Annotated in this window: 12 protein-coding genes and 1 pseudogene; 9 read left to right on the top strand and 4 right to left on the bottom strand. The window is 60.9% G+C overall.

Translation table 11 applies throughout. The annotated features are described in order from the left end of the window. Window positions 1-22: 22 nt before the first annotated feature. On the top strand, window positions 23-1,438 hold the full coding sequence (locus FBY02_RS00850) for an amino acid permease (RefSeq protein ID WP_144922056.1): 1,416 nt from the start codon (window positions 23-25) through the stop codon (window positions 1,436-1,438). A 178-nt stretch (window positions 1,439-1,616) separates the two neighbouring features. Here FBY02_RS00850 and FBY02_RS00845 read toward each other — a convergent pair whose 3' ends face one another. Next, window positions 1,617-2,486 (bottom strand): NmrA family NAD(P)-binding protein, encoded by an 870-nt coding sequence (locus tag FBY02_RS00845; RefSeq protein ID WP_144922051.1) that lies wholly within the window; start codon window positions 2,484-2,486, stop codon window positions 1,617-1,619. 125 nt (window positions 2,487-2,611) lie between these two features. On the opposite strand from FBY02_RS00845, the gene FBY02_RS00840 reads away from it, so the two are divergent. Next, the gene (locus FBY02_RS00840) at window positions 2,612-3,487 is read left to right on the top strand and encodes a LysR family transcriptional regulator (RefSeq protein WP_144922048.1); all 876 of its coding nucleotides are present in this window, start codon (window positions 2,612-2,614) and stop codon (window positions 3,485-3,487) included. A 97-nt stretch (window positions 3,488-3,584) separates the two neighbouring features. Further along, window positions 3,585-5,438 carry an ABC transporter ATP-binding protein gene (locus FBY02_RS00835; protein WP_144922044.1) on the top strand — a complete coding sequence of 618 codons (1,854 nt, stop codon included), beginning with the start codon at window positions 3,585-3,587 and terminating at the stop codon, window positions 5,436-5,438. A 200-nt stretch (window positions 5,439-5,638) separates the two neighbouring features. Here FBY02_RS00835 and FBY02_RS00830 read toward each other — a convergent pair whose 3' ends face one another. Further along, a complete protein-coding gene (locus FBY02_RS00830; protein WP_144922041.1) occupies window positions 5,639-7,204 on the bottom strand; it encodes a carbohydrate porin in 1,566 nt (521 codons plus the stop codon). Window positions 7,205-7,372: 168 nt separating this feature from the next. Between FBY02_RS00830 and FBY02_RS00825 the strand changes: the two genes are divergently transcribed. From FBY02_RS00825 to FBY02_RS00800, 6 genes are all read left to right on the top strand, one after another. After that, window positions 7,373-8,647 (top strand): ABC transporter substrate-binding protein, encoded by a 1,275-nt coding sequence (locus FBY02_RS00825; protein WP_144922036.1) that lies wholly within the window; start codon window positions 7,373-7,375, stop codon window positions 8,645-8,647. A 21-nt stretch (window positions 8,648-8,668) separates the two neighbouring features. Then, on the top strand, window positions 8,669-9,631 hold the full coding sequence (locus tag FBY02_RS00820) for a carbohydrate ABC transporter permease (RefSeq protein WP_144922031.1): 963 nt from the start codon (window positions 8,669-8,671) through the stop codon (window positions 9,629-9,631). Then, the gene (locus tag FBY02_RS00815; protein ID WP_144922025.1) at window positions 9,628-10,470 is read left to right on the top strand and encodes a carbohydrate ABC transporter permease; all 843 of its coding nucleotides are present in this window, start codon (window positions 9,628-9,630) and stop codon (window positions 10,468-10,470) included. Before FBY02_RS00820 ends, FBY02_RS00815 begins: the two co-directional genes overlap by 4 nt. A 27-nt stretch (window positions 10,471-10,497) precedes the next feature. After that, window positions 10,498-11,637: an ABC transporter ATP-binding protein gene (locus FBY02_RS00810; RefSeq protein WP_144922018.1), complete on the top strand. Its 1,140-nt coding sequence runs from the start codon at window positions 10,498-10,500 to the stop codon at window positions 11,635-11,637. Continuing rightward, a complete protein-coding gene (locus FBY02_RS00805) occupies window positions 11,634-13,157 on the top strand; it encodes a glycoside hydrolase family 32 protein (RefSeq protein WP_144922012.1) in 1,524 nt (507 codons plus the stop codon). Before FBY02_RS00810 ends, FBY02_RS00805 begins: the two co-directional genes overlap by 4 nt. A gap of 64 nt (window positions 13,158-13,221) precedes the next feature. Continuing rightward, a complete protein-coding gene (locus tag FBY02_RS00800; protein ID WP_144922005.1) occupies window positions 13,222-14,214 on the top strand; it encodes a LacI family DNA-binding transcriptional regulator in 993 nt (330 codons plus the stop codon). Window positions 14,215-14,237: 23 nt separating this feature from the next. On the opposite strand, the pseudogene FBY02_RS00795 reads toward FBY02_RS00800, so the two are convergent. Next, window positions 14,238-14,646, bottom strand: a pseudogene (locus FBY02_RS00795) (VOC family protein). Window positions 14,647-14,670: 24 nt separating this feature from the next. Then, entirely contained in the window at window positions 14,671-15,096 is a 426-nt protein-coding gene (locus FBY02_RS00790) for a YciI family protein (protein ID WP_144921998.1), read from the bottom strand. Window positions 15,097-15,151 lie beyond the last annotated feature (55 nt).

Raw genomic sequence — 15,151 nt, 5'->3', positions numbered from 1 at the left:
CATAAAATCAAGAGGTTTTGTAATGAAATCGATCCCTTCCGGGCTGCTCGAACAGCCCGCGCTGCAGCGCACGCTGAGCAATCGTCACATCCAGTTAATGGCCATGGGCGGAGCCATCGGGACCGGCCTGTTCATGGGCTCCGGGAAGATTATCGCCCTCTCCGGGACGTCGATCATCCTCATCTACATGATCATTGGTCTGTTCGTGTTTTTCGTCATGCGTGCCATGGGCGAAATGCTCCTGTCCAACCTCAACTTCAAAACCTTTGCCGACTTCGCCGGCGCCTACCTCGGCCCGCGCGCGGCGTTCTTTCTCGGTTGGTCGTACTGGCTGAGCTGGAGCGTCGCGGTGATCGGCGACGCTGTCGTGGTCGGCGGATTCTTCCAGTACTGGTTCCCCGATGTGCCGGCGTGGATACCCGCCGTCGGCATGCTGGCGACACTGTTCGCCTTGAACGTGCTCACGGTCAGGCTGTTCGGTGAGGTGGAGTTCTGGTTCGCGATCATCAAGATCATTGCCGTCGTGACCCTGATCGGCGTCAGCACCGTGCTGATTGCCAGCTCCTTCGTTTCCCCCAGTGGCGTCACCGCGTCCCTGAGTCACCTGATGGACAAACAGGCGGCTTTCCCTAACGGCTTGCTTGGCTTCTTCGCCGGATTTCAAATGGCGATCTTTTCCTTCGCCGGCACCGAGCTGATCGGCACCGCCGCCGCCGAAACCCGCTCGCCGGAGAAGACCCTGCCCAAAGCCATCAACTCCATTCCGCTGCGGATCATCCTGTTCTACGTCCTCGCGCTGACCTGCATTATTGCCGTGACATCGTGGCAACAGGTTTCCCCCGTCAAAAGCCCTTTTGTCGAACTGTTCCTCGTCGCCGGGTTCCCCGCAGCGGCCGGTATCGTCAACTTCGTGGTCCTGACCTCGGCGGCCTCATCGGCCAACAGCGGTGTATTTTCATCGAGCCGCATGCTGTTCGGGTTGGCGAATCAGGACAACGCTCCGGGTATTTTTCGGCGTCTATCGGGCAACAGCGTGCCTCTGCTGAGCCTGGCCTTCACTACACTATTGATGCTGCTGGGTGTGCTCTTGCTGTTCATCGTTCCGGAAGTCATGACGGCATTCACCATTGTGTCCACCGTGTCTGCGATTCTGGTGATCTTCACTTGGTCGACCATTCTCGCGTCTTACATTGCCTACCGCAAAAAGCGTCCTGAGCTTCATGCCAAATCTGCCTACAAGATGCCAGGCGGCGTCCCAATGGCATGGTTCTCAATGGCTTTTCTGGGCTTCGTTCTCTGCCTGCTGGCATTAAGACCTGACACCCGCGTTGCCCTGTTGGTCATGCCAGGGTGGTTCATATGGCTGGCAATTGCCTATCAGTTAACACGTAGGAGGAAGCCTGAAAGCGCAGTTGAATCGGCAAGTCAATTCGGTTGAGCGGCTCTAACGAAGCCTCTGCGCTGGACGGCATAAAGAGACAGACCTCTATTTGAATCGCTGAGCAGAGGGCTGTAGTGGCCCCGACGGCCAATTGAAGAGGGAGGTTCCAGTGGCAGATCACTATTCAAGAGCCTGACGCCACGAAGGGGGCAACACCTGCCCCCGTTGTGACTCCCTATGCCCCGGCAAGCGCCTCGCGCACGAAGTCTTCATAAGTACGCAGCGGATGCCCGATGAGGGTCTGGAGCCGCTCCACGCTTCCTTCAGCCGCCTGCATGCCAAACATCTGGATACCCTCCATCATCAGGCGCATGTCATACGCCAACCAGCTGGGGCCGTATGCAGCCAGTTGCCCTTCGAAGGCTGCTACATCATCACCGCCGTAGGCGATCTCGCGCCCCAGGGCCGAGCTCCAGATCTTCGCCACGGAGGCACCGGTGAGTGCCTGAGGCCCGACCAACTCCAGCGTTACCCGATCCAGGGGAGAAGGTGCCTTGTCGCGTCGCAGCAACTCCGCAACGGCCACGTCGGCGATGTCACGGGCGTCGATCATCGAAACGCCCGCCGAGCCGATCGGCATCGGGTAGACCGAGTAGTTCTGGAGCGTCTGCAGGACCATGTGTTCGTTTTGCATGAAGTAAGCCGGACGCAGGATGGTCGCGGGGATGTCGAGGCTTTCGATCATTCGTTCAACCGTATGCTTGCCGGTGAAGTGCGGAACGTTGGTGAACCTGTCGGCGTGAATCACCGACAGGTAGACGATGCGTTCGATGCCCGCCTCCCGAGCGAGGTTCAGCGTGATGAGGGCTTGGGTCACCTCATCGGGTGTCACCGCATTGAGCAGAAACAGCGTGCGTACCGAGGACAGCGCGACACGCATCGACGCGACGTCGGAGAGGTCGGCGACGACTTCAGTGACACCGACGGGGAAATCGCGCTTGCCTGCCTGGCGCACCAGCGCCTTGACTTCGGCGCCCGCGCCGGCAAGGCCTTGGGTAACGAGTGAACCAACCGTGCCGGTGGCACCAATAACGAGAATGCTCATGTTTGAATCTCCTGCAGTAGGTATCTGGATGGGTCATTGAGATGACGACGAGGAGAAAGTATTCCGTTGCACTCGGGAAACAAAGATCACAGAATCCAGACACCTCGTTTCATATATGGAACACCATGAACCTGAACTCACTGTCCGACTTCATCCTTGTCGCAACCCATGGGGGACTGGGGAAGGCAAGCCGCGCGAGCGGCGTTTCCAAGGCCACCTTGTCGCGGCGTATCAGCGAGCTTGAAGAACAACTGGGCGTCAGGCTGATCGAGCGCAGTGCCCGCGGCCTGAAGCTGACCGAAGCCGGCGAGGGGCTGATGTCGCGAACGGAAGGCCTGCTGAGTGAAGTCTGCGAAGCGATGACGGCGGCACGCGAGGGCGTTTCGACACCCCGCGGGTACTTGCGGGTGGCGGCCCCGGTGTTGTTTTCCCAACTCGCGATGGGCCGCATTGGTGCCGAGTTCTGTGCGGCCTACCCGGAAGTCCAGCTTGAAGTCACGGCGGAGGATCGCGCGGTGGATCTCGTGGAAGAACAATTCGACGTCGCGATCCGGATCAACCCGAGCCCGGACAGCAATCTGGTCGGGCGATGTTTCGCCAGGGACCGACTGGTGGTCGTGGCCGCACCTGGAATCCCCAAGCCGGCGCCCGGCGCGGTCAGATCCGTCCCTGGCATCGTCACGACGACTTTCCAGCCCACCCGGTGGAGTCTCGACGAAGGGCAGTTGATCCTGGAACCGATCCCGACGCTGCGTTTCTCTTCGTTCCTGATGGTCCGCGATGCTGCTATTGCCGGTGGCGGCGCTGCACTGATCCCACAATCCATTGCCTGGAATCAACTGGCGCGTGGCGAGTTGGTTCAGTGGGGCACGGTATCGGGGGCGGAGCCGGCGCTGTGGGTTTTGCACACCTCCCGGCGCCTGGCTGCGCCCAAGGTTCGCGCCTTTGTCGATTTCATGTGCGACAGATACCCGGACATGGCGCTGGTTCTGAATGGATAGAACAGCCTTCGCTCTGACTCCTGCGCATCCTGATGAAAAGCTTTGAACTAAGGTCTCAAGGTAGAATCTTCTCAATTCATCCCTTTCGGAGAGCACAATGCTTCGTGTGTTTGAACGAAGACTCGACCCCTTCCCGCCCGATGAAGCACCACCGCCGCCGGTTGGCCTGACGCGGTTCCTGTGGGCCTGCACGCGGGGCGCCCGGGGCTATATCCTGCTGTTTGCGCTGCTCAGTGCCAGTGTGTCGATCTACGAGGCCTGGCTGTTTTCTTTTCTTGGGCAGGTGGTGGACTTGCTCTCGACCTGGCAGGCCGGCGGTGATGCACAGGGCCAGGAAAGCCGGGTGCTGTGGGGTATCGGCATCGTCCTGGTGACCAGCATCGGGCTGGTGGCGCTGCGAACCATGGTCCAGCATCAGGTCCTGGCGATCAATTTGCCGTTGCGGCTACGCTGGGATTTCCATCGGCTGATGCTGCGGCAAAGCCTCTCTTTCTTTTCCGATGAGTTCTCCGGCCGGGTCACGACCAAGGTCATGCAGACGGCGTTGGCCGTGCGCGAAGTCTTGTTCACCGTGATCGAAATCGCACCCGGAATCGGCGTGTACTTCATCGCGATCATCGCGCTGGCTGGCGGCTTCGCCTTGAAACTGATGCTGCCTTTTATTGCCTGGATCGTGCTGTTCGGGCTGGCCATGCTGTATTTCGTGCCGCGCCTGGGGCAAGTCGGCCAGGAACAGGCCCATGCCCGGTCGTCGATGACCGGACGCATTTCCGATGCCTACACCAATATCACCACCGTGAAGCTGTTCTCGCACTCCAAGCGCGAAGCACACTTCGCCCGCGCGGCGATGGAGGACTTCAAGCAGACCGGCTTTCGCCAGATGCGCCTGGTCAGCCAGTTCGAGATCGTCAATCAGGCGCTGGTGGTGGCGCTGATCCTTGGCTCCGGCGGCTATGCCTTGTGGCTTTGGCACCAGGGCGAAGTCGGCACGGGGGCGGTGGCGGCGATCACGGCCATGGCGTTGCGTATCAACGGCATGTCCCATTGGATCATGTGGCAGATGACCTCGTTGTTCGAAAGCATCGGCACCGTGCAGGATGGCATGGGCACCTTGACCCGAGGCCCCAAGGTGCAGGACGCGCCGGACGCCGGCGTGCTGGTGCCCTCCGGTGGCGCGGTGACGTTCGACAACGTGAGCTTCAACTACAGCGGCGAACGCCAGGTACTCGATGGACTGAGCCTGAATATTCGCCCGGGCGAAAAGATCGGCCTGGTGGGCCGTTCCGGTGCCGGTAAATCCACGCTGATCAACCTGCTGCTGCGTTTTTACGACGTGGACAGCGGTGAAATCCGCATCGACGGGCAAAACATCGCCCGCGTTACCCAGGACAGCCTGCGCAGCGCCATCGGTATGGTCACCCAGGATACGTCCCTGCTCCACCGCTCCATTCGCGACAACATCGCCTATGGTCGTCCGGATGCGACCGAAGCACAGATCCGCAGGGCCGCAGCCAATGCCCAGGCCGACGGGTTCATCAGCCAATTGAGCGACCGCCAGGGCCACACCGGCTATGACACCCTGGTGGGTGAGCGCGGCATCAAGCTATCCGGCGGCCAGCGCCAACGCATCGCCATCGCCCGGGTGATGCTCAAGAACGCGCCGATCCTGTTGCTGGACGAGGCCACCAGCGCCCTGGATTCGGAAGTCGAAATCGCCATCCAGGAAAGCCTCGATGAAATGATGCAGGGCAAGACAGTCATCGCCATTGCCCATCGCCTGTCCACGATCGCCGCGATGGATCGGCTGATTGTCATGGATGACGGGCGCATCATCGAACAAGGCACCCACGCCGAACTGCTGGCGAAAAACGGTACCTATGCGCGGCTGTGGCAGCATCAGAGCGGTGGGTTCCTGGGTGAAGATCAGGGGGTTGCCGAGGCGATGGTATAGGAATGGCGCAGCCCCCAAGGCAACACACCATTCCCTGTGGCGAGGGAGCTTGCTCCCGCCGGGCCGCATAGCGGCCCCATACCCCATGGTTCGCTCAGACTGGCACAACGAACCGCCGGGTTTCGGGCCTGCTGCGCAGGCCAGCGGGAGCAAGCTCCCTCGCCACGAGATCGCCGCTCGGCGACTTTTCGTACAAAACCCTAAAACCATGTTTCCATCTGAATCCCGTACTGCCAGACACCACCGGCATTGAAATCCGTCTTGCCGAACGAATCCGAAGTGCTGTAGCGGTCGAGATCCGAAGACCAGTTCATGACGCTCGCGAACACCCGCAATTCAGGACGGGTGAGCAGGTCGCCCAAGTCCGGCTTGAAGGTCGGCGCAACGGTGAATTTCCAGAAGTTGCCGTCCACCGCGTTACGTTGCATGTAGCCCTTGGGATCAAGGTCCATGGTCTGCCAGCTCATCTCATAGGCCATCTCGAAATTGCTGTTGATCTCGTTGGCCAGTCGCACGTTCAGAGTCATCCACCGATAGTCGTCGCCCTTGACGTAACGGTCCTTGCTCTGTTCGGCCAACAGGCTCGGGCCGATGCGCCAGCCGGGCGCAATCGGGGTTTCACCGTAGAGCGCCAGGCGCAGGGCCTGGGCTTCGTCGATCAGTTCGCCGTCCGCACCAATATTCTTGACCTCAGCCCCCAGGCCTTGCCCATAGAGCAGCGCCGTCTTGAAGAAGCCTTCACGGCCAAAAAAGGAGCGCTGGTGATTAGCGATCATGCTGTGCAAGCCGGAATCCGCCGGAGCCAGGCCGGCTTGATTGGTGCGGGTGCTGAAATCGTTTTTCTTCGAGCCGATGCCGTTGAACATCCATTGCCATTGTCCGTTGGCAAAAAACTGGTTGGAGGTCAGGACATAGCTCTCCACGTCGGCATTGACCCCGCCTTCACTGAAGTCCCCGTAGTTGCGCCCGATCAGCGAGTAGTTCGAGCGCCAGTCCTTGTTCATCTGCACGTCGTAGATGCCACCGCCGGTACCGGCCAGGTAGACGACGTCCGAATCGAGCCAGTGGATATCGAAGTTGTCCCGGTCGAAGCGCTTGCCAGCCCACAGGGTGGTGTTTTCGAACATCGGGTTGCCCTTGAACGCGGCAAGATGGTCGAGCTCGGTAAACACCTGGCGCACGTTCAGGTTGCTTTCTTCGGCGGTCCAGTCATTGGAGCTTTCCACGCCATCGGCAATGGACACGGTGAATTTGGAACGGGTGCCATTCTGCGCATATAGCTCTTTCGACAGGTCGATGCGCATGTAGGTGTCGTCCTCGTTGCCGAGTCGCCCCACCGCGCCCCCCACGGAGCCGGCCGGAGTCGTATAAGGGCCGCCGCGCCCTCCCCCCAGCCCATCGTTGATCAGCAATCCGGAACGGGCGTAGCCCTTGAAGCTGAACCCGTCAGAGAGGTGCCCGCCGCTACCGGCCTTTTCCAGGTTTTGCTGACTGGCTTCGAGTTTTGCCAACCGCGCGTCCAGGGTGGGCGCCACGGGAGTGCTCGCAACGGCGGCCGTCGGTTGCAAGCCAGGGTGAGTGAGCTTGAGTTGCTGCAGTTCCCTGGCGAGTGTCTGGGCCTGTTGTTCGGCGGCGGCTGCGCGCTTTTCCGCTGCGCTGGTGCGGGCTTCGAAGGCAGCCATGCGCTCTTCCAGCGTCGCGGCCTGGACCGTGGCCGCCGAAGTACCGAGCACGCCTGCAATGAGCCAGCTTGATGCTTTCTGCATGTGGATTTCCCTGTTTTGTTTTTATTGTTCTGTCTCGCGACCGACTCTTTTTCATGGAGAAACCAATTGTCACATTCCACGAAAAAAAGGATGCCTCATCGCAAATACGCTGCTACATTTGGCGATGTTAACGTTAACTTTTATAAAAACAAAAATAAAGAGGGCTTTATGAAACGACTCAAATCGCTCCTTCCAGCAGCGCTGTTCAGCGCTTTTGCCGGGCTTCCCTGCCTTTCCAGCGCGGCCGATCTGACGATCTCCTGCGGCGCGGTGGGCGCGGAATTACAACTGTGCAAGGAGGCCGTCGAGGCCTGGTCGAAACAGACCGGTCACAGCGTCGACGTGGTGTCCACGCCTAACTCGGCAACCGAGCGGTTGTCGTTCTACCAGCAGATCCTCAGTGCGCAGTCCGGCGACATCGACATCATCCAGATCGATATGGTCTGGCCTGGGATGCTGGCCAATCATCTGCTGGACCTGCGCGAGGTACTCCCCGCCGATGCGACCCAAGGCTACTTCCAGGCCCAGGTGGATAACGCCACGGTAAATGGGCGGTTGGTCACGATGCCGTGGTTCACCGATTCGGGACTGTTGTATTACCGCAAGGACTTGCTCGATAAGTACAACAAGCCGGTCCCTCAGACCTGGGAGGAAATGACGGTTATCGCCAGGGATGTGCAGCAGGCAGAGCGCCACGCCGGGAACGCCAACGCATGGGGTTATGTCTTCCAGGGCCGCGCCTATGAGGGCCTGACCTGCAACGCGCTGGAATGGATCAGCAGTCAACCGGACGGCGGCCTGGTCAACCCGCAAGGCGATATCGTGGTCAACAACCAGGCTGCAAGGGCTGCATTGACCCTGGCGAAAAGCTGGGTGGGCGATATATCCCCCCGTGGCGTGCTCAATTACACCGAAGAGGAAGGTCGTGGAGTATTCCAATCGGGTAATGCGCTGTTCATGCGCAACTGGCCGTATGCCTGGGCCCTGGTGCAAAGTCCGGACAGTGCGGTGAAGGACAAGGTCGGGGTCGCCCCCCTGCCCCGTGGCGGCGCGACCGGCAGCCACGCCTCCACCCTCGGCGGCTGGGGCCTGGCGGTATCGCGCTACAGTGCCAGGCCCAAGCTGGCCGCGGAGCTGGTGAGCTACCTGACCAGCGCCCAGCAACAGAAGCATCGTGCGCTGGTGGGCGCCTACAACCCGGTTATCGAGTCGCTCTACCAAGACCCTGAACTGCTCGCGGCCATGCCCTATTACAACCAGTTGCACAGCATCCTGAACGATGGGGTCATGCGTCCCGCCGCCATCACTGCCGCCCGCTATCCACGAGTCTCCAATGCATTCTTCGACCAGGTCCACGGAGTATTGGCTGGAGAGTTGCCGGTCGATCAGGCGCTGGCCGACCTGGAAAGCGAACTTACGCGTATCAAACGCCGGAACTGGTAAGCCACAAGGAAGGAAAACACCATGTCTGTCTCTTCTGCCCACGCGCCCTGCGTCGAGCACTTGCCCGCCCGGGAAACGCCGGTACAACGTCGTCGAGTGCGCGCCGCCTGGCTGTTCCTGGCGCCGATGCTGCTGTGCCTGACCCTGGTGGCCGCCTGGCCGCTGTTGCGTACATTCTGGTTCAGCCTGACCGATGCCAGCCTCGCGGACACCAGCGGTGGCACCTTTGTCGGCTTGAGCAACTATCTGTTCTACAGCGGCTCCGGCTGGTCCGGCGTGCTGGTGGATCCGCAATGGTGGAACGCGGTGCGCAACACCCTGCACTTCACCGTGGTGTCGGTGGGGTTGGAAATGGTCCTGGGGCTGCTGGTGGCGCTGTTGCTGAACATCAACTTCACTGGGCGTGCCCTGGTGCGGGCGTTGATTCTGATTCCCTGGGCGATTCCGACCATTGTCTCGGCGAAGATCTGGTCATGGATGCTCAACGACCAGTTCGGCATCATCAATCACCTGATGCTGGGTCTTGGGTTGATCGATGCGCCTCTGGCCTGGACCGCAGACGCGCAGCTGTCGATGTGGGCGGTGATCATCGTCGACGTCTGGAAGACAGTCCCTTTCGTCACGCTATTGATGCTGGCGGCCTTGCAGATGTTGCCGGGCGATTGCTACGAAGCCGCCCGAGTCGACGGCATCCACCCCCTGAAAGTGTTCTGGCGGGTCACCCTGCCATTGCTGCTGCCGGCGCTGCTGGTGGCAGCGATCTTCCGCATTCTCGACGCCTTGCGGGTATTCGATGTCATCTATGTGCTGACCTCGAATTCTTCGAGCACCATGAGCATGTCGGTCTACGCCCGTCAGCACCTGGTGGAATTCCAGGACGTCGGTTACGGCAGTGCCGCCTCAAGCCTGCTGTTCCTGGTGGTCGCGGTGATCGCTATCGTCTATCTGTACCTCGGACGTCGCCAGATGGAGGTTCGCTCATGAACCGGCGACTGCTGAAGAAAGCCCTGTTGCGCCTGGGGTTCTGGTGCCTGATCGCAATCCTGCTGCTGTATGCGGTCTTCCCTTTCTACTACGCCATCGTCACGTCGCTGAAGTCGTCTACGGCCTTGTTCCAGGTGAGCTACTGGATCGACAACCCCGACTTCTCCAACTATGCCGCCGTGCTCCAGCAAGCCTCATTTCTGCGGGCGATCGGGAACTCGCTGGTGGTTTCGCTGTGCGTGGTCGCGCTGGCGCTGTTCCTCAGCCTGACAGCTGCCTACGCATTGGGCAGGGTGAAGTTTCGTGGTCGCGGCACGGTGCTGATGCTGGTCCTCGGCGTGTCGATGTTTCCTCAGGTCGCCGTATTGTCCGGGCTGTTCGAGGTGATACGGGCCCTAGGCCTCTACAACACCTCCTGGGCGCTGATCCTGAGCTACACGATTTTCACCTTGCCCTTCACCGTCTGGATACTGACGACGTTCATGGGACAGCTACCCCACGAATTGGAAGAAGCGGCAATCATGGACGGCGCTTCGCCGTGGGTCACACTGACCCGCGTGCTGCTGCCGCTGCTCTGGCCGGCGCTGGTCACCACCGGCCTGCTGGCCTTCATTGCGGCCTGGAACGAATTCCTGTTCGCCCTGACGTTCACCCTGACCGACACCCAACGCACGGTCCCGGTCGCCATCGCGCTGATTTCCGGCGGCAGCTCCCATGAACTGCCCTGGGGGTTGTTGATGGCGGCGTCGGTGCTGGTCACTGTCCCGTTGGTCATCCTGGTGCTGATCTTCCAACGCCGGATCGTTTCCGGCCTCACTGCCGGCGCGTTGAAGGGATGAAGCCCCATAAAGACAAGGAACCCCATCGTGAGCAAATTGAAACTGCATAACGTGAACAAACAATTGGGCGGCGCGCGCATTCTGCGCGACGTCAGCCTGGACATCGCGGCAGGTGAGTTCGTGGTGTTCGTCGGCCCTTCCGGCTGCGGAAAATCGACCTTGCTGCGCCTGATCGCCGGGTTGGACTCAATCTGTGACGGCGATCTGCTGATCGACGGCCGCCGGGTCAACGACCTGGAGCCACGGGAGCGTGGCGTCGGCATGGTGTTCCAATCGTATGCGCTGTACCCGCACATGACCGTCTACGACAACATCAGTTTCGGGCTCAAACTGGCCAAGACCGACAAGACCAGCCTGCGTGAGCGAGTGTTGAAAACCGCGCAGATCCTGCAATTGGACAAGCTCCTGCAACGCAAGCCAAAGGAGTTGTCGGGCGGGCAGCGTCAGCGGGTGGCCATGGGCAGGGCCATGGCGAGGGAACCGGACATCCTGTTGTTCGATGAACCGCTGTCCAACCTGGATGCCTCCCTGCGGGTACAGATGCGCAACGAAATCGCCCGATTGCACGCCCGGCTGGGTTCGACCGTAATCTACGTCACCCACGATCAGGTCGAAGCGATGACCCTGGCCGACAAGATTGTCGTGCTCAACGCTGGGCGTATCGAACAGGTCGGTTCGCCCCGTGAACTCTACGAGCGCCCGGCCAGCCGCTTTGTCGCCGGTTTCCTGGGCTCGCCCAGGATGAATTTTCTTGCGGCGTTTCTGCATGAGCCAGGGGAAACCAGCCTGGTGGAAAGCTTCGTGTTGGGCAAGGCATCCCTGCCCTTCGACAGCGCAGGCCTCGCGGCCGACACCCAACTGAGCCTGGGGATCCGCCCGGAACACGTGACGCTGGAAGCCGCGCCAGGATCCGCTGGCGTGGTCGTGACCGGGGTCGAATACCTCGGTAGCGAAACCTATGTGCACGTCGATACCGGCCAGGACGAGCCGCTGATCTGTCGTTGCGAGGTGAACGCAGGCTGGCAGGTCGGCGACCGGGTCAAACTGCGCCTGGAAACCGACAATCTGCACCTGTTCGATACCGACGGGGTGGCCTTGAAGCGCCACGCCTTTGAAACCCTGCCCGATGGCGTGCCACGGCGCCCGGTCTCCGCAGGCGCCCTATGACCTTGCCTTTGAATACCATGAACGCACCTATGCCCCCTGCAACCCTGTCCCCGGCCCTCGAACATGCACAGCAGGCGCTGAGCGATGGCATGTCCCGCGTCATCCAGGATTATCGACCCGCCTATCATCTTGCCCCTGTGGCGGGCTGGATGAATGACCCTAACGGCGTGGTGTACTTCCGGGGCGAATACCATGTGTTCTATCAACACCACCCCTTCGAAGCAAAATGGGGTCCCATGCATTGGGGCCATGCCAAGAGCGCTGACCTGGTCCATTGGCAGCACTTGCCCATTGCCCTGGCACCGGGCGACGACTTCGACCGCGACGGGTGCTTTTCCGGCAGTGCGGTGGTGTGCGGGGATACCCTGGCGCTGGTGTACACCGGGCATACCTGGCTGGGAGCTGTGGGGGACGAACGCTTGATCCGACAGGTCCAGTGCCTGGCCACCAGCACCGACGGCATTCACTTCGTCAAGCACGGCGCGGTGATCGAACGCCCACCCGAGGCCACGATCATGCACTTTCGCGATCCCAAGGTCTGGAAGCAGGATGACCATTGGTACCTGATTGCCGGCGCACGCCAGGGCGACCGGCCGCTGCTGCCGCTGTACCGTTCAGCTGATCTGCACACCTGGGAGTTCCTCGATTATGTCGACGGGGGCGAGGAAGGCGATGGCTATATGTGGGAGTGCCCGGATCTATTTCGACTGGGCGGGCGCGATGTGCTGCTGTATTCCCCCCAAGGCATGCATCCGCAGGGTTACGAACGGCTCAACAAGTATCAGACCGGTTACCGGGTAGGCCGGCTCGACAGCGACTGGCACTTCACCGGCGGGCCCTTTATCGAACTGGATAATGGTCATGACTTCTACGCCGCGCAGACGCTGGAGGCCGCCGACGGACGACGCCTGGTGTGGGCGTGGCTCGACATGTGGGAGAGCCCGATGCCGAGCCAGGCGCATCACTGGTGTGGCATGCTCGGCCTGCCCCGCGAGCTTGAGTTGCATGCCGACCGCCTGCGTGTGTTCCCGGCGCGAGAGCTGACAGCCTTGCGCCTGGCGCCGCTTCCCGGCACGCCACCATGGGCCGGTTCGGGCACTCAATGGCTGTCACACATCAGCGGCGACCGGCTCGAAATCCTCGTTCACCTGGACCTGCTCGGCTGTACCAACGGCCGCCTGGGCGTCGCCTTGCGCTGCAGCACCGATGACGAAAACGCCGAGCAAACCCTGCTCTACTACGATGGGGCATTGCAGCGCCTGGTGCTGGATCGCAGCCGCTCCGGGGCGCAAGTCGGCGGTCTGCGCAGCGTGTCGATAGACCCGACGCTCGAGCAGCTGGAATTGCGCGTGTTTCTTGATCGCTCGTCCATCGAGGTGTTTGACCAGAGCGGACGCTTCAGCCTCAGCAGCCGAATCTATCCCCGATCCGACAGCCTGGGGGTCAAACTGCTGACCAGCGGGACCGGCGGGCACGTCTCCATTCCCAGGGCATGGCCCCTGGGATCAGGCTGGCTATGAACGGTCGCGGGAAGCCCGGCCCCTGTGTCATGATTGCCCGTCAACCTGACGGGCCCCACCTCGCATGACTTCAGTGAAAGACGTTGCACAGCTGGCCGGCGTGTCCCTGATGACGGTTTCCAGAGCGCTCAACAATCCGGAAAAACTGAGCGCGGAAACTCTCCAGCGGGTGCGTCGCGCCATTGATGAGCTGCAATTCGTACCGAGCCTGTCGGCGCGCAGAATGCGCGGCGACAATCTACAGGCAAGGACCATCGGCGTGTTCGCCCTGGACACTGCGACCACTCCGTTCGCAGTGGAGCTGCTGCTGTCCATCGAACAGACCGCGCAGCAAGCAGGCTGGAACGTCTTCATCCTCAACCTGTTGAACAACCCGCCCACCGACCAGGACATCGACCTGATGCTCTCGCACCGGCCCGACGGGTTGATCTTCAGTGCCATGGGGTTGCGCCAGGTGAGCATTCCCGAGCGCCTGAAAAGCAAACCGTTGGTGCTCGCCAACTGCCTGGAGGATGACAGTCGCCTGGTCAGTTATGTACCGGATGACGAGAGCGGCCAGCACCGCGCCATGCATCACGCCTTGAGCCAGGGCTATCGGCGCCCCCTGTGCATCAACCTGCCAAAGCGCAGCGTTGCCTGGGGCCTGCGACAGGCCGGCCTGCAGCGTGCCTGCCAGGCATTCGGGCTGCCCCCGCAAGCACTGTTGCAATACGATCTGTCCGATCACGATGCCTATGATGAAACGGCCGCCATCCTTGACCGGCATATCCTCGACGGTCGCCCCGAATTCGACATCCTGATCTGTGGCAACGACCGCATTGCCTTTTGTGCCTATCAGTTGCTGTTGGGCCGTGGCCTGAAGATTCCCGACGATGTAGCCGTGCTCGGCTATGACAACATGATCGGTATCGCCGAGCTGTTCATCCCCCCCCTGACCACGGTGCAGCTACCGTACTACGAGATTGGTCGTCAGGCCGCCCGGCACCTGATCGAAACGCTGGAGGTCACGGGCACCCAGCCAGTGGATTGCCCGCTGGTGATCAGGGCGTCGATATAGATCGACACCCCGTTCGCCCCGCCCTACTTCGCACCTTCGCAGTTGACCATCCAGGCAATCCCGAAACGGTCTTCGAACATGGCGAAGCGTTCCGCCCAGAAAGTCTTTGCCAATGGCATGTGCACGCTGCCACCGGCGCTCAACCCATTGAACAGCCGCTCGGCCTCGGCCACGCTGTCGACATTGAGGGACACCGATACACCTTGCGGCTTACGGTATGGCTGGCCCGGCGGGCAATCGGAGGCCATCAGGCTGAAATCGCCCACAGGTCAGACAGGTATGCAGGATCAGGTTGTTGTCCTTGGGCATGCCCGTTTCTTCAGGCGCTTCGGCAAAGGTCATGGAAAACTGCTCGCCGCCCAGCACGTCCTTGTACAGCGCGAAGGCTTCCTTGCAGTTACCGTTGAAGGTCAGGTAGGGAATGATTCTCATGGTCGGATCTCCTGTCGTCAGGTTTCACGATTGATTGGGCATTTGCGCCCGGATACGGTCTTCCTGCTCGCGTAGATCGGAGGTAAAGGTTTCGCCGAAATCCTCCATTTCGAAGATCTGGCGGATTTCGATCTCGCTGTCGCTGATCATCGGGTTCGGACAACGCTTGACCCAGTCGATGGCCTCTTGCAGCGACTGGACCTGGAAGATCCAGAAGCCGGCGATCAACTCCTTGGTTTCAGCGAAGGGGCCGTCGACGACGGTGCGGTTCTTGCCGGAAAACTGTACGCGCACGCCCTTGGAACTGGGGTGCAAACCTTCAGCCGCGAGCATCACCCCGGCCTTGGCCAATTCTTCATTGTAGGCGCCCATGGCCGCCAGCAACGCTTCACTGGGCATTTCCCCGGCTTCGGATTCCGGGCTGGCTTTGACGATCACCAAAAATCGCATGGTCTTATCTCCTGATGCTGAGTTAAGCCGCCATTGCAGCGGTTCCATGGATAAT

It is taken from the genome of Pseudomonas sp. SJZ078, from assembly GCF_007828255.1.
Lineage (GTDB): Bacteria > Pseudomonadota > Gammaproteobacteria > Pseudomonadales > Pseudomonadaceae > Aquipseudomonas.
The sequence above is the reverse complement of the archived record's forward strand: the minus strand, read 5'-3'. Positions and strand labels throughout refer to the sequence as shown.

What these genes read in the sequence shown, in the direction of transcription:
- FBY02_RS00850 (WP_144922056.1), top strand. Translation starts at nt 23, where the DNA reads ATGAAATCGATCCCTTCCGGGCTGCTCGAACAGCCCGCGCTGCAGCGC.
- FBY02_RS00845 (WP_144922051.1), bottom strand. Translation starts at nt 2,486, where the DNA reads ATGAGCATTCTCGTTATTGGTGCCACCGGCACGGTTGGTTCACTCGTT.
- FBY02_RS00840 (WP_144922048.1), top strand. Translation starts at nt 2,612, where the DNA reads ATGAACCTGAACTCACTGTCCGACTTCATCCTTGTCGCAACCCATGGG.
- FBY02_RS00835 (WP_144922044.1), top strand. Translation starts at nt 3,585, where the DNA reads ATGCTTCGTGTGTTTGAACGAAGACTCGACCCCTTCCCGCCCGATGAA.
- FBY02_RS00830 (WP_144922041.1), bottom strand. Translation starts at nt 7,204, where the DNA reads ATGCAGAAAGCATCAAGCTGGCTCATTGCAGGCGTGCTCGGTACTTCG.
- FBY02_RS00825 (WP_144922036.1), top strand. Translation starts at nt 7,373, where the DNA reads ATGAAACGACTCAAATCGCTCCTTCCAGCAGCGCTGTTCAGCGCTTTT.
- FBY02_RS00820 (WP_144922031.1), top strand. Translation starts at nt 8,669, where the DNA reads ATGTCTGTCTCTTCTGCCCACGCGCCCTGCGTCGAGCACTTGCCCGCC.
- FBY02_RS00815 (WP_144922025.1), top strand. Translation starts at nt 9,628, where the DNA reads ATGAACCGGCGACTGCTGAAGAAAGCCCTGTTGCGCCTGGGGTTCTGG.
- FBY02_RS00805 (WP_144922012.1), top strand. Translation starts at nt 11,634, where the DNA reads ATGACCTTGCCTTTGAATACCATGAACGCACCTATGCCCCCTGCAACC.
- FBY02_RS00800 (WP_144922005.1), top strand. Translation starts at nt 13,222, where the DNA reads ATGACTTCAGTGAAAGACGTTGCACAGCTGGCCGGCGTGTCCCTGATG.
- FBY02_RS00790 (WP_144921998.1), bottom strand. Translation starts at nt 15,096, where the DNA reads ATGCGATTTTTGGTGATCGTCAAAGCCAGCCCGGAATCCGAAGCCGGG.